This window comes from Brucella sp. NBRC 14130 (genome assembly GCF_040371715.1).
In the GTDB taxonomy this organism is placed as follows: domain Bacteria; phylum Pseudomonadota; class Alphaproteobacteria; order Rhizobiales; family Rhizobiaceae; genus Brucella; species Brucella intermedia.
This window is the reverse complement of record NZ_BAABTE010000002.1, coordinates 232,226-248,774: the sequence shown is the minus strand read 5'-3', so window position 1 is coordinate 248,774 and position 16,549 is coordinate 232,226. Positions and strand designations below refer to the sequence as shown.

Below are 16,549 nucleotides of genomic sequence, written 5' to 3'. Positions count from 1 at the left end.
CCTGCGCGCCAAAGATACAGTGAGCGGCAGGGCTTTTTCCTGGAGCCCGATCCTATTCACACAGCGCCTGTGGCCGTCGCTTCAGGAAGGGTGGAGGGAAGGCCGATTTCAAATTAAGGCAGATGCAGTTTTTGGGCCTGAAATGTGCAAAACTGCATTTTCTGCACGGGAAACGGTGCAAAAACCCATGAAAATTTGTGGCGAACGCATGTCTTTTTCGTGTCGAAGGTTGCATTTTGAACAAAACAAGAACATAAACTCTGTGGACATTGACAAATTCACCGCGCCGGACTGAGCGCTCATTGAGCCAGTCCTGTAAGGTGAGCATATGAGTTTCTGGTGATGGCGCATCGCTGCGCCTGAGCTTTCAATTGGAAAGCGCCTCTTGTCCGTGCGAAGCTGTGCGGAAAGAGTGTGCATGCGAGACCCGGAGTAATTTTTCGATGGCTGGTAGCGTCAACAAAGTCATTCTGGTCGGCAACCTTGGTGCCGATCCGGAAATTCGTCGTCTGAACTCGGGCGACGTGGTTGCCAATCTGCGCATTGCAACGTCTGAAAGCTGGCGTGACCGCCAGACCGGCGAACGCAAGGACCGCACCGAGTGGCACAGCGTCGTCATTTTCAACGAGAACCTTGCCAAGGTCGCGGAGCAATATCTGAAGAAGGGCGCCAAGGTCTATATCGAGGGCGCGCTCCAGACCCGCAAATGGCAGGACCAGAACGGCAATGACCGTTACTCGACGGAAGTCGTACTTCAGAAGTTCCGCGGCGAGTTGCAGATGCTCGACAGCCGTGGCGAAGGTGGCGGTGAGGGCCGTTCGTTCGGCGGTGGCGGCAATCGCAACCAGATGTCGGATTATTCCGGTGGCGGCGGCGACTTCGGTTCGTCCGGCCCGTCTTCGGGTGGCGGCAGCGGCGGCGGTTTCTCCCGCGACCTGGACGACGAAATTCCGTTCTGAGTGCGCGTATAACCCAATTTATTAGTGAAATGCGATAAGGCGCTGTTTTACAGCGCCTTTTCTGTTTTTTTAAACTGATGTTCTGGCGTCCAAAACGGCAGAAATACCTGCGCCCGAAATTGGAGCATGATTCCGAAAAGGTGAACCGCCTATGCAGCGAAATCAGTCTATCGAACTGAATTCTGATCCTGCTTCGGTCGGATGAAAATCACGCCCAAACAATAGCTTGCGGCGGAATGGCGATTCAACTTGAAGCATCCCGCTGCCCGAGCGCCAGACTGCCGGAATGTCAGATCGATTGCAGCGAGACCCGCTTTTCAAGCAGGGCAGCGGCTTCTTTCCGTTCGCTGTAACGGTTCGTCAGATGGTCTGAAATACCGCGCGTCAGCAAGGTGAACTTCATCAGTTCTTCCATGACGTCGACTACGCGATCATAGAATGACGAAGGTTTCATGCGGCCGGCATCATCGAATTCCTGCCAGGCCTTGGCGACCGATGACTGGTTGGGAATGGTAATCATCCGCATCCAGCGACCCAGAATGCGCATCTGGTTGACGGCGTTGAAGCTCTGCGAACCGCCGGAGACCTGCATCAGGGCCAGTGTTCGCCCTTGCGTGGGGCGGATCGCGCCACCGGGCAGGGGAATCCAGTCGATCTGCGCTTTCATGACGGCACTCATCGCGCCATGGCGTTCAGGACTTGTCCAGACCTGCCCCTCCGACCAGAGCATCGCCTCGCGCAGTTCCTGCACCTTGGGGTGATCCGGCGTCCCATGGTCCGGCAAAGGCAGGCCATCGGCATGGAAAACGCGGGTTTCCGCGCCCATTGCATCAAGCAGTTGCTGCGCTTCCAGCGTCAGGAAACGGCTATAGGAACGTTCGCGCAACGATCCGTAGAGCAGCAGGATACGAGGCTTATGTTCCGGGAAAGGTGCGCGAAGAGCATTCTCATCCGGCAGGAGAAAGGATTTCCGGTCGAGGTTGGGCAAGTCTGCGGCAGTCATTTCCTTTCTCCATAGGTGACCTGCTCGCCATCTTCCTTGGTGAAGGATGCAACCGGGTTTTCCAGAATATCCAGAACCAGCTCGGAAGGGCGGCAAAGCCGGGTGCCGCGCGGAGTTTCAACAATCGGCCGGTTGATCAGAATCGGATGGGCCATCATGAAGTCGATCAGTTCCTCATCAGTCCATTTCGGATCGGACAGGCCGAGCTCGGCATAGGGCGTACCTTTCTCGCGCAGCAGTTCGCGCGGCGTCAGATTCATCGCCGCAAGCAGGCCGACCAGACGTTCCCGCGTGGGCGGGTTCTGCACATATTCGACGATCACAGGCTCTTCGCCGCTCGCCCGGATCATAGCCAGCGTATTGCGCGAGGTGCCGCATTTCGGGTTGTGAAAAATAGTGACAGTCATCGGGAGTTTCCTGTTTGTGTTGCAGGCTTCTGATCGGCGCCGCGTTCATACCAGTCTTTGGAGCGGTTCACGATCCAGACGACCGACAGCATGACCGGCACCTCGACCAGAACGCCCACCACGGTTGCGAGCGCCGCGCCGGATGAAAAGCCGAAAAGGCTGATTGCAGCGGCGACGGCAAGTTCAAAGAAATTCGAAGCGCCGATCAGGGCCGACGGTCCGGCAACGCTGTGCTTTTCGCCGGACAGGCGGTTGAGAAGATAGGCCAGCCCCGAATTGAAATAGACCTGAATGAGGATCGGCACCGCCAGCATGGCGATGATGAGCGGCTGCGCGATGATCTGTTCGCCCTGAAAACCGAAGAGCAGGACGAGAGTGGCGAGCAGTGCCACAAGGGAGAGCGGTTGCAGTGTCTTCAGCAGCCTGTCGAGCGCGCTTTGTCCGCCACCCGCCAGCAGGTTTCGCCGGATGATCTGCGCAAGGATCACCGGAATGACGATATAGAGGACAACGGAAAGAACGAGCGTATCCCATGGAACCGTAATCGCCGAAAGCCCAAGCAGAAGCCCGACGATCGGAGCAAAGGCTATGACCATGATAGCGTCATTCAATGCGACCTGGGACAGGGTGAAGTGTGGCTCTCCTTTGGTCAGGCTGGACCATATGAAGACCATGGCCGTGCAGGGTGCCGCGGCAAGGATGATAAGGCCTGCAATGTAAGAATCGATCTGGTCGGCAGGCAGGTTCGGGCGGAAAAACCAGCCGATGAACAGCCATGCAAGAAGCGCCATCGAGAACGGCTTGACGGCCCAGTTGATGAACAGCGTGACGCCGATGCCCCGCCAGTGCCGACCGACTTGCCGAAGCGCGGCGAAGTCGATTTTCAAAAGCATGGGAATAATCATCAGCCAGATGAGAACGGCGACGGGAATATTGACCTTGGCAATCTCGGTGGAGCCGATAGCGTGGAACAGTGCCGGGAAAAGATGCCCCAGAGCGACGCCCGCGACAATGCAAAGGGCAACCCAGACAGTCAGATACCTTTCAAAGACAGACATCAGCGTTGCTCCACATGCCTTTCCATGTCGGCGTGAGGGTGTTTCTCATGGGCGACTGCCTGCCCGTGCGCGCGCCGGGCGCCAGTTGATACCGATTTGTCATTTTAACGTCCGTTGGGGTGAACTGGCGTCGCCAGAACATGGTTATTGAGCGGCGTCAGCCGTCTTGGGCTCGCAGCAAGGTGTCAGGCTTTGGAGCAGAGGCGCGCAGAGTTCGGCGCTGCCGCCGCAACAATCCTTGATCATGAAAAGCGTCAGTTCGCGAAACTGATCCAGATCCGCGCGATAGATGATCGAGCGGCTTTGCCGCTCACTCCTCACGAGACCAGCCCGTGACAGGGTGGCCAGATGGGCGGACATCGTATTTTGCGGAATGTCCAGCATACGGGCCAACTCGCCCGCCCTGATTCCGGCAGGTTCGTGTCGGACCAGCAATCGAAAGGTATCAAGCCTTGTCGATTGTGCGAGAGCGGCCAAAGCCAGGATTGCAGAGTCGTTTTCCATATATCCAGAATAATGGATATAACATGCACGTCAAGCTGCGATCTGGAGCGGCTATCCAGCAGTTAAGTCGTATGTCAGCGCGGTGATGCAAACGCAGCCCGGATAATGCCTAATCGGCCCAGAGGCTTAACCAAAATTGCATGGCGGACACCTCAGCTGTTTTCGTCATTCTCGATGGAGAACTCCATGCGATCCGCCGAAAATCGCGACAGGGAATATTGAATCGGTTTTCCGTCCGTATCGACGTTTACCGCACGCGCTGTCACGACGATGGCACCCGGAGAGAGTTTCAAGATTCTCAGGTCTTCCGGACCGGCATGACGGGCCGATATGACAGTTGATTTTCGCAGGTAATCGGCGATCCCCGCAGCCTTGAACGCAGCCGTTATCGAGCCGCTTTCAGCATAATCCTCTGCAAAGGAAGGAAAGCGCGCGGCATCGATCCAGTGAGTCGCAATCGAAATTGGATAACCATCGGCGTTGTGCATCGTTTCAAGCCGGATCACCTCGTCGCCCGCATGCAGTTCAAGCGCGTCCGCGACTTCCCGGGTTGCGATTTCCCTGCCTGAGGCCAGCAAAATCCCTTGCATTTCCCGCACTTGCGAAGCGAGCGACTGGGAAATGCGGGTGCGGCGTCCGATCTGGTAGGTGAGGCGCCTTGCGTTGGCGACGAAGGTGCCGCGTCCTTGCTCGGCTCGCAGTACGCCCTCCTGCGTCAGCGCTGCAATGGCGCTGCGCACCGTGTGGCGATTGACCCCGAACCTGTCGGCCAGTTCCATCTCGGCAGGCATGCGCGCGCCGGATTGAAGCTTACCCGCCATGATGTCGCCGCGTATCTCATCGGCAATCTGCCGCCAGATCGCAACGCCGCTGTTTCTCTCAATGTGTCTGGTCTTTGCCATCAACTGTCATCGTCCTGTCATTGGCAGGGTGTATTCATTCTGGTATTGTATAGTTGTCTATATAACTAGACAATTTAAAAGATCGCGTCAACAGGATTTGAAGGCAGGGAAGCTCATGTACGGTACGGAGCATGGTGCGAAGGGAGGCGGAGCCGGTTCCGCCACTGAAAGCAAAAAGGCACCGGATGCAGTGCAGCTCGCACGGCAGGCAAGCATGGCGGTTCTTGCGCGCGCCAGCGGCGAAGAATTGCAGGCCTTCTGGCAGGCATGGTCCGACAAGCCGGAATTTGAGGTTTTGCGCGGGCCGGAAACCGGCCTTGTGATGCTGCGCGGACGCATCGGCGGCGGCGGCGCTCCCTTCAATGTGGGCGAGGCGACCGTGACACGCGCCACTGTGCGGCTTTCCGATGGTTCGGTCGGTCACTCTTATGCGCTTGGCCGCGATCAGGAAAAGGCACGCCTTGCCGCTCTCTTCGATGCACTTTGGCTGGACGAAACCCGCCGCGACGCGGTGGAAACGCAGGTGCTGGGCGTCCTGCGCAAACGGCACGACGATGCCGACGCCACGCTGCGCGGCGAAGCGGCTGCTACCAAGGTCGATTTCTTTACAATGGTTCGGGGAGACAATTGATGCTTCCTTCTTCTCCAGCATTTGAAGGCGGTCTGGCTGATCCGGTGACGGATGCACAGTCGGTCTTTCATGCCGTCATGCACGCCATGGCCAATCCCGGCCGCATCTATCCGCTGGCCGCAGCGGCCACGCCACCGCAGCCATTGACGCCGGAACTGGGTGTTATCTCGGCAACCCTGCTCGACCATGATGCGACGGTGTGGTGCGATGCGGCGATAGCCGCCAATGAAGATGCAACCGCCTGGCTTACTTTCCACACCGGTGCGCCGCGTGTCGAAAATGCCGACGCCGCGCAATTTGCTCTCGTTAGCGATGTGTCGCGGCTGCCGTCCCTGGCCGATTTTTCGCAAGGCAATGCCGAGTTTCCTGATCGTTCCACAACCATCGTGCTGGCTGTCGCGTCGCTGAAAAGCGGGCAGGGCTTTGTGCTGAAAGGCCCCGGCATTGACGGCGAGCGCTCGCTCCACGTCGATGGTCTGCCCCAGGATTTCATCCAGCAATGGCGTGAAAACGGTGCGCAATATCCGCTTGGCGTTGATCTTGTTCTGGTCTGCGACGGCGCTGTTGCAGCACTTCCCCGCACAACCAGAATTTCTGCTCTGGAGGGCTGAAAATGTATGTTGCCGTAAAGGGTGGCGAAACGGCCATCCGCAATGCCCACCGTCTTCTCGATGACCGCCGTCGCGGCGACCGTTCGGTTCCAGCGCTTCGCCTAGACCAGATTGCCGAACAGCTGGCGCTGGCGGTCGATCGCGTCATGGCGGAAGGCTCGCTCTATGACCGTGAACTGTCAGCCCTTGCCGTGCGCCAGTCGCGTGGCGATCTGATCGAAGCAATCTTTCTGGTGCGCGCCTATCGCACCACCTTGCCGCGTTTCGGCTATTCCCGTCCGATGGAAACGGCGCAAATGCTGATCGAGCGCCGCATTTCGGCGACCTATAAGGATCTGCCGGGTGGTCAGCTTCTGGGGCCGACCTTCGATTATACCCATCGGCTGCTCGATCCCGATTTGGCTGGCGATGTGGCTGTGCCGGAACCGGAACTGCGCCCCGCAGAACCCGAAGAAACGCCGCGTGTGACCGATATTCTCGGTGTCAACGGCATGATCGAGGAAGACGGTTCGCTGCCAGATGGTCACGAACCGGGCGACCTGACCCGCGAGCCATGGACATTTCCCATGGAGCGCGACCTGCGCTTGCAGGCATTGGCGCGCGGCGACGAGGGCTTTCTGCTGGCGCTCGGCTATTCCACCCAGCGCGGCTACGGCAACAACCACCCATTCGTTGGCGAAATCCGCATTGGTGAAGTCGAGGTCGAGTTCGATGTGCCGGAGCTTGGCTTTGCCGTCTCGCTCGGTCGCGTACAGCTGACCGAATGCCAGATGGTCAACCAGTTCAAGGGTTCGGCCAAGCAGCCGCCGCAGTTTACACGCGGTTATGGGCTGGTGTTCGGCCAGAGTGAGCGCAAGGCCATGTCCATGTCGCTCTGCGACCGTGCGCTGCGCGTGCGCGAATTCGATACGGATGTGACCGCACCCGCACAGGATGAGGAATTCGTCATTTCCCATTCCGACAATGTGCAGGCGACCGGCTTCGTCGAGCATCTGAAACTGCCGCATTACGTGGATTTTCAGGCAGAACTCGAACTCATCCGCCGTATGCGCGCGGAATATGAGCAAGCGAACAACGGTACCGAAAGTTTGGCAAAGGAGGCCGCGGAATGAGCGATCTGGCCAATTACAACTTCGCCTATCTGGACGAGCAGACCAAGCGGATGATCCGCCGCGCCATTCTGAAGGCCATTGCCATTCCCGGCTATCAGGTGCCGTTTGCCAGCCGTGAAATGCCGATGCCTTATGGCTGGGGCACGGGCGGCGTGCAGGTGACGGCCTCGATCATCGGGCCGGATGATGTGCTGAAAGTCATCGACCAGGGTGCCGACGACACGACCAATGCGGTTTCCATCCGCGCCTTCTTCCAGAAGACGGCCGATGTCGCCGTCACCACCCATACGGGCGAAGCGACGATCATCCAGACCCGTCACCGCATTCCGGAATATCCGCTGACGGAAGGACAGGTGCTGGTCTATCAGGTGCCGATCCCGGAACCGCTGCGTTTTCTGGAGCCGCGTGAAACCGAAACCCGCAAGATGCACGCGCTTGCCGAATATGGCCTCATGCATGTGAAGCTCTACGAAGACATTGCGCGGCACGGCCATATCGCCAAGACCTACGATTATCCGGTGATGATCGAAGGGCGCTATGTGATGGCGCCTTCGCCGACGCCGAAATTCGACAATCCGAAAATGCATATGTCTCCGGCATTGCAACTGTTCGGCGCCGGGCGCGAAAAGCGCATCTATGCCGTCCCGCCCTATACGGATGTTGTGAGTCTCGATTTCGAAGACCACCCATTTGAGGTGCAGAAGTTCAAAGAACCGTGCGCGCTTTGCGGCGCAAAGGGCGTCTATCTCGATGAAGTCGTGCTGGATGATCGCGGCGGCTCGATGTTCGTCTGCTCCGACACCGATTTTTGCGAAGACCGTCAGGCAAACGGCCATTTCGGCCATCTGGCAGCGAACAAGGAGGCCGCACAATGAGCGAGCAACCTCTACTGAGAGTGAACAGCCTGTCGAAATTCTACGGCAATCGTCGTGGCTGCGCGGATATTTCCTTCAATCTGTGGCCGGGTGAAGTGCTGGCCATCGTCGGTGAATCCGGTTCCGGCAAGACGACGCTGCTGAACAGTCTGGCAACCCGTCTGGAACCAACCTCCGGCACCGTTGAATACCGGATGCGCGACGGTGAATTCCGCGATCTCTACAAGATCGGCGAGGCGGAACGCCGCTTCCTGATGCGGACGGACTGGGGTTTCGTGCACCAGAACCCGGCGGACGGATTGCGCATGACGGTTTCGGCTGGTGCCAATGTCGGCGAACGCCTTATGGCGGTCGGCGAACGCCATTACGGTAATATCCGCAACACAGCAACCGAATGGCTGGGACGCGTCGAAATCGCCGCTGACCGTATCGACGATCAGCCACGCGCCTTTTCCGGCGGCATGCGCCAGCGCCTGCAGATTGCCCGCAATCTGGTGACGGCGCCGCGTCTGGTCTTCATGGATGAGCCGACCGGCGGTCTTGATGTGTCGGTGCAGGCGCGCCTTCTCGACCTTCTGCGCGGTCTTGTCAGCGATCTCGGCCTTTCGGTGATTATCGTGACGCATGATCTCGCCGTGGCCCGGCTTCTGTCCCATCGCATCATGGTCATGAAAGACGGCCATATTGTCGAGCAGGGCCTGACCGACCGTGTGCTGGATGACCCGCAGGCGCCTTATACGCAGCTGCTTGTGTCGTCTATCCTGCAAGTTTAGTAAATTAAAACAGATGTTTATTGCATGTTGTTCCTAAATTAGCCGAACTTCATGCGTGAGGTGAAAAATGCCTATGTTGCAAACATCAGCCCCGCTTGCCGTCACCGGCGTTACCAAGACCTTCGTCATGCATTTGCAGGGCGGCATCGAACTTCCGGTCGTTCGCGGCGTGAATTTCGAACTGAATGCCGGTGAATGCGCCGTGCTGGGCGGGCCTTCGGGCGCGGGCAAAAGCTCGATCCTGAAGATGGTCTATGGCAATTACGCGGTCAATGGCGGCTCGATCATGATCCGCCATGCCGACAGGTTTGTCGATCTTGCCACTGCCGATCCGCGTGAAGTGCTGGCGGTGCGCCGCGATACGATCGGCTATGTCAGCCAGTTTCTGCGCACGCTGCCGCGGGTTGCGGCAATCGACGTGGTTGCCGAACCGCTGGTCGCGCGTGGCGTCGACCGTGAGACAGCGCTCAACCGCGCCCGCGAACTTCTGGCGCAGCTCAACCTTCCGGAAAGGCTGTGGGCCTTGCCGCCTGCGACCTTCTCCGGCGGCGAACAGCAGCGCGTGAATATCGCGCGCGGCTTCATCACCGATCATCCGGTATTGCTGCTCGATGAGCCGACAGCCTCGCTCGATGCGAAGAACCGCGCGGTCGTGGTCGACCTCATCAAGGCCAAGAAGGAGCAGGGCGTCGCCATGCTCGGCATCTTCCACGATGAAGACGTGCGTTCGGTCGTTGCCGACCGGATCGTCGACGTGACGGCTTTCTCTCCGCGGGGGCTGGCATGACCAAGCTCTCGGTGGAACCGCTGGTTCACGAAACGGCCATCGTCAACGGCTGCACGCTGGGGCGCTATACCGAGATTGGCGAGCGCAGCCGCGTTTCGGAAACCGTGCTGGGCGATTATTCCTATCTCGGCGTCGATTGCGAAATCTGGTGTGCGGAGATTGGCAGGTTTTCCAATATTGCCAGCCACGTGCGTATCAACGCCACCAACCATCCGACATGGCGTCCCACACTGCACCATTTCACCTATCGCGCCGGTGATTACTGGCCGGAAGAAAAGGATGAGACGGAGTTTTTCGAGTGGCGTCGCGGCAACGCGGTGAAGATCGGCCACGACACATGGCTCGGCCATGGCTCGACAATCCTGCCGGGCGTGACGGTCGGCAATGGTGCGGTTGTCGGTGCCGGAGCCGTGGTGAGCAGGGACGTCGCGCCCTATACGATCCTGGGCGGCGTGCCCGCACGTCTCATTCGCGAACGCTTCGACGCTGCAACCGGCAATCGCCTTGACCGGCTGGCCTGGTGGGACTGGAGCCATGATCGTCTGCGCCAGGCGCTCGATGATTTCCGCGCGCTCGATATCGAAGCCTTCCTCTCGAAATATGAAACAGCCGCGAACACAAATGCGGTCATGAAAGAGCTGTCCAATGGCTAATGAAATCGTTCTGAAAAACGCGCGGATCGTGCTCGCCGATGAGATTGTTTCCGGCTCCATCCTGATCCGGGACGGCAAGATCGCAGCAATCGACCACGGCGACAGCAATGGCGGCGACGACATGGATGGCGACTACGTCATTCCGGGCCTCATCGAGCTGCACACCGACCAGCTGGAAAGCCACTATGCGCCGCGTCCGAAGGTGCGCTGGAATGTCGATGCCGCCGTGCAGGCACACGATGCGCAGGTCGCGGCCTCGGGCATCACCACGGTATTCGATGCGATGCGCGTCGGCTCCGACTATGACCGCGATTTCGTCGGCAAGGATATGCGCATGCTTGCCGATGCGATTGAAAGCGGCGTGCGCGAAAATCGCCTGCGTGCAGACCACTTCCTGCATCTGCGCTGCGAAGTCTCCTCTGCCGATTGCCTCGAAACATTCGAGCTTTTCGCAGACGATGACCGCGTAAAACTCGCTTCCTTGATGGATCACGCACCGGGACAGCGGCAATTCGTTGATCTTGAGACCTATCGCACCTATTACATGCGCAAGATGAAGCTCACGGATGAGGAGTTCCGGGTGCATTGTGAAAAGCGCATGGCGGATTCGGACGCCTATTCGGCCAGGCACCGCCGCTCCATTGCCGAACTGGCGGCAACGCGTGGCATCGTTCTGGCCAGCCATGACGATGCAACCAGTGCGCATGTCGATGAATCGCTCGACCATGGGGTGCGGATCGCCGAATTCCCGACCACGATGGAAGCCGCCAATGCTTCAAAGGGCGCTGGCCTTTCGATCCTGATGGGCGCGCCGAATATCGTTCGCGGCGGCTCGCATTCCGGGAACATCGCCGCACGCGATCTGGTGGACAATGGCAGCCTGGATATCCTGTCGTCGGATTATATTCCGTTCAGTCTCATTCAGTCGGCATTCGGTCTGGCTTCCGGCGAACGCCCGATTGCGTTGCCGGATGCGATCCGGCTTGTGACCAAGAATCCCGCCGATGCCATGGCTATGGATGATCGCGGTGAGATTGCCATCGGCAAGCGGGCCGATCTGGTCCGTGTCCGTCCGAAGGGCGCAATCCCGGTTGTCCGCACCGTCTGGCGCGAAGGCGAACGGGTGCTCTGATGCAGATGCAATCCAACAGGCCGAAAGGCTGTTTCGTCGCCGTTGTCGGCCCCAGCGGGGCCGGCAAGGATACGATCATGGATGCGGCGCGTGTGGCTCTGGCGGGCGACACGCGCTTTCACTTTGTGCGTCGCATCATCACCCGCCCGCAAATGCCGGGAACGGAAGATCACGACAGTCTGGATGAAGCAGCATTTGCAAAATCGGCGGGCGAGGGCGCCTTCGCCCTGCACTGGCAGGCGCATGGCCTGAGCTACGGATTGCCGAAATCGCTGGAGGATGAAATCGCGGACGGAACGGTGGTGATCGCCAATGTTTCGCGCCGGGTTCTGGGTGATGTTCGCAGGCTCTACCCGTCGCGCTCGGTGGTCGTGATTACGGCCCGGCCGGAAGTTCTGGCGGAGCGGCTCGCATCGCGCGGCCGCGAAAGCCGGGAGGAAATCGTCGCGCGGCTTGCACGTGAAGTCAGCTTCGATGACGGGGCGGGCGATGTTGTCACAATAGACAATTCCGGCGAAGTCGGCCTGTCCACAAAAGCCTTCCTGCGTCACCTGGAGGAAGTCAGCGTCAAAACAGTCGCTTAGGTAAGGTTCTTGTAGCAATATCTAAATTTACACAAACGTCATGGGGCTTTCATTGCAGTGTCATGGAAGCCATTCAGAGTAAGCATGAATGGAGACGAATTCATGCTTCAACTGAAAAACATAACGCGCCGCTATAATGACAAGGTGGCGGTTTCGGGTGTGGATCTCGAAATCGAACCCGGCACGTTTGTGGGAATTATCGGGCGCTCGGGCGCAGGCAAGTCGACGCTTCTGCGCATGATCAATCGCCTTGTCGAGCCTTCAGAGGGAACCATTCACTGGGATGGCCGCGATGTTACCGGGCTAAAAGGCTCGGGCCTGCGGGACTGGCGCGCGCAATGCGCGATGATTTTCCAGCATTTCAATCTGGTCGACCGTCTGGATGTCCTGACTAACGTCCTGATGGGCCGTCTGAACTATGTTTCGACGCCGAAATCGCTCCTGCGTATCTGGAGCGATGAGGAGCGCCTGATCGCGCTTTCGGCCTTGCAGCAGTTCGACATTGCGCATCTTGCAGCGCATCGCGCGGACGAGCTTTCGGGTGGCCAGCAGCAGCGCGTGGCGATTGCCCGCGCGCTCGTGCAGCAGCCGCGCATCATCCTCGCCGACGAGCCGATTGCATCGCTCGATCCGCGCAACACGCGCAGCGTCATGGACGCTTTGCGCCGCATCAATCGCGAATACGGCATCACGGTTCTCTGCAATCTGCACTCGCTCGATATTGCGCGCAGCTATTGCGACCGTCTCGTCGGCATGTCCGCCGGCAAGATCGTATTCCGCGGCACACCGTCGATGCTGACAGATATGGCATCACGCGACCTTTACGGCATGGAAGCCGCTGACGTCATCGATGCCGATGAGCAGTTGGACGCACCGATGCCGATGCCAGTTCCGCAGTCGGCCGAAGCCGTTCTGCGCCAGCTTTCCGCCTGAGCGCACAAAGCTCCGGAAAAGAAACACGCTCCAAACTCAGGATTAACAGGAGATACCCATGCTTAACCGTAGAACCTTTCTGGCGGCTGTTGCGCTCACCGCTACGATGACCTTCAATGCCCAGGCTGCCGACTGGAGCAAGGATTATCCGGAAATCGTTCTGGGCGTGATCCCGGCTGAAAACGCCTCGACCACTTCCGACCGTTATGCGCCTCTGGCTGCCTATCTCGGCAAGGAACTCGGCACCAAGGTAACGCTGCGCGTCGCCAACGACTATGCAGCCGTCATCGAAGGCCAGCGCGCCGGTAACATCCAGATCGCATTCTATGGCCCGGCTTCCTACGCCCGCGCCGTCATGACCGGCGTTGAAACCACGCCGCTCGTCAACCAGCGTCACGACACCGGCGTCAACGGCTATTATTCGGTCGTTTATGTTCGCGCCGACAGCCCGTACCAGAAGATGGACGACCTGAAGGGCAAGACCATTGCTCTCGTCGATCCGAACTCGACCTCGGGCAACAACGCACCGCGCTTCTTCCTCAACCGCGAAGGCTATAGCGTAGACACGTTCTTCGGTAAGAACTTCTTCGCCGGCAGCCACGAAAACGCAGTTCTCGCTCTGGCGCAGGGCACCGCCGATGCCGCTGCCAACTCCTGGAACTCGGAAAACGATTCCAACCTGACCCGCATGGTCAGCCGCGGCGTTCTGAAGGATGCCAACGGCAAGGAACTGACGAAGGACGACTTCCGCATCATCTTCAAGTCGGACTTCCTTCCTGAAGGCCCGTTCGCCGTTCTCAGCACCCTGCCGGATCAGCTGAAGGCCGATATCAAGCAGGCTTTCCTCGACATGCCGAAGAAGGACAAGGCTGGCTTTGACGCTCTTTCCGACGGCAAGGATCAGGAATTCGTAGCCACCGAAGCCAAGGACTATGAGCCGATCATCGAAATGCTCAAGTTCAACGACAAGGCTCGCAAGTCCTGATCCGTGAGAAATTGAAGTGCCCGGAACGCAACCCGTTCCGGGCATTTTTTTAGGGCATGATTCCGAAAGGTTCTCGGGATCAGGCTTGATCAAAGGAATTTCGCATGACGGTATCCTCACTCGACGGCAGTGGAGCAAAAAGCCTGCTCGCCGATTACCGCAGGGAAGTCGGCAAACGGCGGCTCTATGGTATCGCGCTTCTCCTTGCGCTTGTCCTTGTCGCCATTGCCGCCTCCGTCGTTGCCGATGTTCGGCCCGGCACCCTGGTCGAAAATCTTTTTCGCTTCACAAGCTATCTCGGCCGCATTCTGCCGGATCTGACCATCGCCAATTTCTGGGGCGACCTCGCTGCCTGGTACTGGAACCTCGGCGGCTGGCTCAAGATGCTGTTCGAGACGCTGCTGATCGCCTATCTGGCGACATTGATCGGGGCGGTCGTCGCTTTCGCTGCATCCTTCGCAGCCTCATCCAATATGGCCCCCAATTCCACGGTTCGCTTCATCGTCCGTCGCGGGCTGGAATTGTTGCGCACTGTTCCGGAAATCGTCTTCGCGCTGCTTTTCGTCATCGCCTTCGGCCTTGGGCCGATGGCCGGTGTTCTCGCGCTGATGCTGCACACCACAGGCGCGCTGGGCAAGCTGTTCTCCGAAGTCGTCGAGAATATCGACATGCGCCCGGTGGAAGGCATTCGCGCATCCGGCGGTTCCGGCCTGCAGGTCATCCGCTTTGCCGTATTGCCGCAAGTGGCCGCGAATTTTGCTTCCTATGGCCTGCTGCGCTTTGAAATCAACGTGCGCGGCGCTTCCGTCATGGGTTTTGTGGGGGCAGGCGGTATCGGGCAGGAACTGCTCACCTCCATCCGCCAGTTCTATTACAGCGATGTCAGCGCCATCCTGCTTCTGATCATCGTGACGATCTTCGTGATCGATCTTGTCACCCAGCGCGTGCGTCACGCACTGCTTGGCCGTATTGGTTGAGGAGAGAACTATGACCGATATTGCACAAAGTCTCTCCCGTGAGGCACACGCGCACGAAAAGGAACTGAGGGCCGAATATGCCGATCTGTTCGGCAATGGGCGCACATGGCGCAATCTGGCGATCTTGACCGTAGCTCTTATCGCCTCGGTCTGGTTCGCCTTTTACTGGCTCGATTTTTCGCTGCTGCGCATTCTGAACGGCCTTGGTCGCCTCGGCGATTTCGCGCTGATGATGATGCCGCCATCCTCCGGCGGGCGTTTCAGCCTTTATCTGTGGTCGATGATGGAAACGCTGGCGATTGCCTATCTCGGCACATTGCTGGCCGCGATCCTCGCCTTTCCGTTCGGCTTTCTGGCGGCGAAGAACATCATTCCCAATGTGTTCCTGCATTTCGGCATTCGCCGCTTCCTCGACACCATTCGCGGCGTCGACACGCTTATCTGGGCGCTGATCTGGGTGTCGGTCGTGGGGCTTGGACCGTTCGCCGGTATTCTTGCGATTGCCTGCTCGGACTTCGGTGCTTTCGGCAAGCTGTTCTCCGAAGCCATTGAAGGCGCCGACAAGAAGCCGGTCGAAGGCGTCGTCTCATCGGGCGGCGGCAGGCTGCACGGCTATCGCTTCGGCGTGTTGCCGCAGGTTCTGCCACTGATCGGCAGTCAGGTGCTTTACTTTTTCGAGTCAAACACGCGTTCGGCGACAATCATCGGCATTGTCGGGGCAGGCGGCATCGGCGCGCATCTGGCCGAACAGATCAAGGTTCTCAACCTTCAGGACGTCTCCTTCCTGATCATCATGATCCTGATCGCTGTTGCCCTCATCGACTGGTTCTCGTCGAAGCTCCGTCACGCCATGATCGGCAAGAAGGCGCAGAAATCGGCTTAACCACTGATAAGTGTCTTGATGCCGTCAGCCACGAACTGAACGGCAAGCGCTGCCAGAATGACGCCGAGAAGGCGAGTGAGGATGGAACGGCCGGTTTCGCCAAGAAACCGGTCGACGCGCTCTGCCAGCAGCAGCACAAGATAGGTGATGAACAGGCAGATGAAGATGACCCCGAGAAGGGCCGCTTTCGGCCCTACGCCTTCAAAGGAATTTGACGTCAGCACGATAGCCGAGATCGCACCCGGACCCGCAATCAGCGGAATGGCGAGCGGGAAGGCGGCAATATTGCGGATGTGATCCTTGGTGATCGCAACCTCGGCGCTCTTTTCCTTGCGCTCCGTCCGCTTCTCGAAAATCATTTCAAAGGCGATCCAGAAGAGGAGCAGGCCACCCGCGACGCGGAACGCGCCGATGGTGATGCCGAACATGCCGAGTATCTGCGCGCCCGCAATGGCAAAGAGCGCCATCACGATAAAACCGATGATGGAGGCGCGAAGCGCAACCTGTCCGCGATGGTGCCGCTCCATGCCCGGCGTCAGCGCCAGGAACAACGGCGCCAGTCCGGGCGGATCGATTGTAACAAGCAGGGTGACGAAGGCGCTGAAAACCGTATCGTAGAACCCCATACTGCACGCGCCCTTCCTGTTGGCATGTTATGCTCGATCGGATACATGGATTGTAGACGATCACGAGCACATGGTCGATGCAAAGCGCGAGGTCGGGCAACACCGTTGCTCAATCTTTATGTGAATATCTTTTAAGTCATTGAATTGACGTGCG

The 16,549-nt window shown here is 58.7% G+C and carries 20 protein-coding genes; 14 read left to right on the top strand and 6 right to left on the bottom strand.

What is annotated here, in order from left to right; genetic code table 11:
* Positions 1–443 precede the first annotated feature (443 nt).
* On the top strand, positions 444–959 hold the full coding sequence (ssb, locus tag ABWW28_RS04690) for a single-stranded DNA-binding protein (RefSeq protein WP_006470425.1): 516 nt from the start codon (positions 444–446) through the stop codon (positions 957–959).
* A 289-nt stretch (positions 960–1,248) separates the two neighbouring features.
* On the opposite strand, the gene arsH is transcribed toward ssb, so the two are convergent.
* From arsH to phnF, 5 genes are all read right to left on the bottom strand, one after another.
* Positions 1,249–1,962 carry an arsenical resistance protein ArsH gene (arsH, locus tag ABWW28_RS04685; RefSeq protein WP_006470426.1) on the bottom strand — a complete coding sequence of 238 codons (714 nt, stop codon included), beginning with the start codon at positions 1,960–1,962 and terminating at the stop codon, positions 1,249–1,251.
* Positions 1,959–2,369: an arsenate reductase (glutaredoxin) gene (gene arsC / locus ABWW28_RS04680; RefSeq protein ID WP_006466773.1), complete on the bottom strand. Its 411-nt coding sequence runs from the start codon at positions 2,367–2,369 to the stop codon at positions 1,959–1,961. The genes arsH and arsC overlap by 4 nt, the downstream gene beginning before the upstream one ends.
* Positions 2,366–3,427, bottom strand: coding sequence for an ACR3 family arsenite efflux transporter (gene arsB, locus ABWW28_RS04675; protein ID WP_006470427.1), 1,062 nt, complete (start codon positions 3,425–3,427; stop codon positions 2,366–2,368). The genes arsC and arsB overlap by 4 nt, the downstream gene beginning before the upstream one ends.
* 144 nt (positions 3,428–3,571) lie before the next feature.
* A complete protein-coding gene (locus tag ABWW28_RS04670; RefSeq protein WP_021585114.1) occupies positions 3,572–3,931 on the bottom strand; it encodes an ArsR/SmtB family transcription factor in 360 nt (119 codons plus the stop codon).
* Positions 3,932–4,083: 152 nt separating this feature from the next.
* Positions 4,084–4,836: a phosphonate metabolism transcriptional regulator PhnF gene (phnF, locus tag ABWW28_RS04665; protein ID WP_031346017.1), complete on the bottom strand. Its 753-nt coding sequence runs from the start codon at positions 4,834–4,836 to the stop codon at positions 4,084–4,086.
* A gap of 112 nt (positions 4,837–4,948) precedes the next feature.
* Here phnF and phnG point away from each other — a divergent pair, with 112 nt between their 5' ends.
* From phnG to phnE (ABWW28_RS04600), 13 genes are all read left to right on the top strand, one after another.
* Positions 4,949–5,464, top strand: a complete 516-nt coding sequence (gene phnG / locus ABWW28_RS04660) for a phosphonate C-P lyase system protein PhnG (protein WP_006470431.1) — start codon at positions 4,949–4,951, stop codon at positions 5,462–5,464.
* A complete protein-coding gene (gene phnH / locus ABWW28_RS04655) occupies positions 5,464–6,075 on the top strand; it encodes a phosphonate C-P lyase system protein PhnH (protein ID WP_006470433.1) in 612 nt (203 codons plus the stop codon). Before phnG ends, phnH begins: the two co-directional genes overlap by 1 nt.
* 2 nt (positions 6,076–6,077) lie before the next feature.
* Entirely contained in the window at positions 6,078–7,187 is a 1,110-nt protein-coding gene (locus ABWW28_RS04650; protein ID WP_006470435.1) for a carbon-phosphorus lyase complex subunit, read from the top strand.
* On the top strand, positions 7,184–8,062 hold the full coding sequence (locus ABWW28_RS04645) for an alpha-D-ribose 1-methylphosphonate 5-phosphate C-P-lyase PhnJ (protein WP_006470437.1): 879 nt from the start codon (positions 7,184–7,186) through the stop codon (positions 8,060–8,062). The genes ABWW28_RS04650 and ABWW28_RS04645 overlap by 4 nt, the downstream gene beginning before the upstream one ends.
* Complete coding sequence (phnK, locus tag ABWW28_RS04640) at positions 8,059–8,835, top strand: phosphonate C-P lyase system protein PhnK (RefSeq protein ID WP_006470438.1); 777 nt, start codon at positions 8,059–8,061, stop codon at positions 8,833–8,835. The genes ABWW28_RS04645 and phnK overlap by 4 nt, the downstream gene beginning before the upstream one ends.
* Positions 8,836–8,902: 67 nt before the next feature.
* Positions 8,903–9,622, top strand: coding sequence for a phosphonate C-P lyase system protein PhnL (gene phnL, locus ABWW28_RS04635; protein ID WP_031346022.1), 720 nt, complete (start codon positions 8,903–8,905; stop codon positions 9,620–9,622).
* Positions 9,619–10,275 carry a DapH/DapD/GlmU-related protein gene (locus ABWW28_RS04630; protein ID WP_006470440.1) on the top strand — a complete coding sequence of 219 codons (657 nt, stop codon included), beginning with the start codon at positions 9,619–9,621 and terminating at the stop codon, positions 10,273–10,275. Before phnL ends, ABWW28_RS04630 begins: the two co-directional genes overlap by 4 nt.
* Positions 10,268–11,407 (top strand): alpha-D-ribose 1-methylphosphonate 5-triphosphate diphosphatase, encoded by a 1,140-nt coding sequence (locus tag ABWW28_RS04625; protein ID WP_006470441.1) that lies wholly within the window; start codon positions 10,268–10,270, stop codon positions 11,405–11,407. The genes ABWW28_RS04630 and ABWW28_RS04625 overlap by 8 nt, the downstream gene beginning before the upstream one ends.
* Before the next feature lie 5 nt (positions 11,408–11,412).
* A complete protein-coding gene (gene phnN, locus ABWW28_RS04620; protein ID WP_031346025.1) occupies positions 11,413–11,991 on the top strand; it encodes a phosphonate metabolism protein/1,5-bisphosphokinase (PRPP-forming) PhnN in 579 nt (192 codons plus the stop codon).
* Positions 11,992–12,093: 102 nt separating this feature from the next.
* Positions 12,094–12,924 carry a phosphonate ABC transporter ATP-binding protein gene (gene phnC / locus ABWW28_RS04615; protein WP_031346027.1) on the top strand — a complete coding sequence of 277 codons (831 nt, stop codon included), beginning with the start codon at positions 12,094–12,096 and terminating at the stop codon, positions 12,922–12,924.
* A 58-nt stretch (positions 12,925–12,982) separates the two neighbouring features.
* Positions 12,983–13,909: a phosphonate ABC transporter substrate-binding protein gene (phnD, locus tag ABWW28_RS04610; protein ID WP_006470444.1), complete on the top strand. Its 927-nt coding sequence runs from the start codon at positions 12,983–12,985 to the stop codon at positions 13,907–13,909.
* Between the two features lie 104 nt (positions 13,910–14,013).
* Complete coding sequence (gene phnE / locus ABWW28_RS04605; RefSeq protein ID WP_006466788.1) at positions 14,014–14,886, top strand: phosphonate ABC transporter, permease protein PhnE; 873 nt, start codon at positions 14,014–14,016, stop codon at positions 14,884–14,886.
* A gap of 10 nt (positions 14,887–14,896) precedes the next feature.
* Positions 14,897–15,769 (top strand): phosphonate ABC transporter, permease protein PhnE, encoded by an 873-nt coding sequence (gene phnE / locus ABWW28_RS04600; protein ID WP_006470445.1) that lies wholly within the window; start codon positions 14,897–14,899, stop codon positions 15,767–15,769.
* Here phnE (ABWW28_RS04600) and ABWW28_RS04595 read toward each other — a convergent pair.
* Positions 15,766–16,395 (bottom strand): MarC family protein, encoded by a 630-nt coding sequence (locus ABWW28_RS04595; protein WP_006466790.1) that lies wholly within the window; start codon positions 16,393–16,395, stop codon positions 15,766–15,768. The two genes, phnE (ABWW28_RS04600) and ABWW28_RS04595, sit on opposite strands and share 4 nt — an antisense overlap.
* Positions 16,396–16,549: the final 154 nt, after the last annotated feature.

Bases quoted from the DNA above. Each gene is read 5' to 3' on its own strand.
- ssb (WP_006470425.1), top strand. From the start codon at position 444: ATGGCTGGTAGCGTCAACAAAGTCATTCTGGTCGGCAACCTTGGTGCC.
- arsH (WP_006470426.1), bottom strand. From the start codon at position 1,962: ATGACTGCCGCAGACTTGCCCAACCTCGACCGGAAATCCTTTCTCCTG.
- arsC (WP_006466773.1), bottom strand. From the start codon at position 2,369: ATGACTGTCACTATTTTTCACAACCCGAAATGCGGCACCTCGCGCAAT.
- arsB (WP_006470427.1), bottom strand. From the start codon at position 3,427: ATGTCTGTCTTTGAAAGGTATCTGACTGTCTGGGTTGCCCTTTGCATT.
- ABWW28_RS04670 (WP_021585114.1), bottom strand. From the start codon at position 3,931: ATGGAAAACGACTCTGCAATCCTGGCTTTGGCCGCTCTCGCACAATCG.
- phnG (WP_006470431.1), top strand. From the start codon at position 4,949: ATGTACGGTACGGAGCATGGTGCGAAGGGAGGCGGAGCCGGTTCCGCC.
- phnH (WP_006470433.1), top strand. From the start codon at position 5,464: ATGCTTCCTTCTTCTCCAGCATTTGAAGGCGGTCTGGCTGATCCGGTG.
- ABWW28_RS04650 (WP_006470435.1), top strand. From the start codon at position 6,078: ATGTATGTTGCCGTAAAGGGTGGCGAAACGGCCATCCGCAATGCCCAC.
- ABWW28_RS04645 (WP_006470437.1), top strand. From the start codon at position 7,184: ATGAGCGATCTGGCCAATTACAACTTCGCCTATCTGGACGAGCAGACC.
- phnK (WP_006470438.1), top strand. From the start codon at position 8,059: ATGAGCGAGCAACCTCTACTGAGAGTGAACAGCCTGTCGAAATTCTAC.
- phnL (WP_031346022.1), top strand. From the start codon at position 8,903: ATGCCTATGTTGCAAACATCAGCCCCGCTTGCCGTCACCGGCGTTACC.
- ABWW28_RS04630 (WP_006470440.1), top strand. From the start codon at position 9,619: ATGACCAAGCTCTCGGTGGAACCGCTGGTTCACGAAACGGCCATCGTC.
- ABWW28_RS04625 (WP_006470441.1), top strand. From the start codon at position 10,268: ATGGCTAATGAAATCGTTCTGAAAAACGCGCGGATCGTGCTCGCCGAT.
- phnN (WP_031346025.1), top strand. From the start codon at position 11,413: ATGCAATCCAACAGGCCGAAAGGCTGTTTCGTCGCCGTTGTCGGCCCC.
- phnC (WP_031346027.1), top strand. From the start codon at position 12,094: ATGCTTCAACTGAAAAACATAACGCGCCGCTATAATGACAAGGTGGCG.
- phnD (WP_006470444.1), top strand. From the start codon at position 12,983: ATGCTTAACCGTAGAACCTTTCTGGCGGCTGTTGCGCTCACCGCTACG.
- phnE (WP_006466788.1), top strand. From the start codon at position 14,014: ATGACGGTATCCTCACTCGACGGCAGTGGAGCAAAAAGCCTGCTCGCC.
- phnE (WP_006470445.1), top strand. From the start codon at position 14,897: ATGACCGATATTGCACAAAGTCTCTCCCGTGAGGCACACGCGCACGAA.
- ABWW28_RS04595 (WP_006466790.1), bottom strand. From the start codon at position 16,395: ATGGGGTTCTACGATACGGTTTTCAGCGCCTTCGTCACCCTGCTTGTT.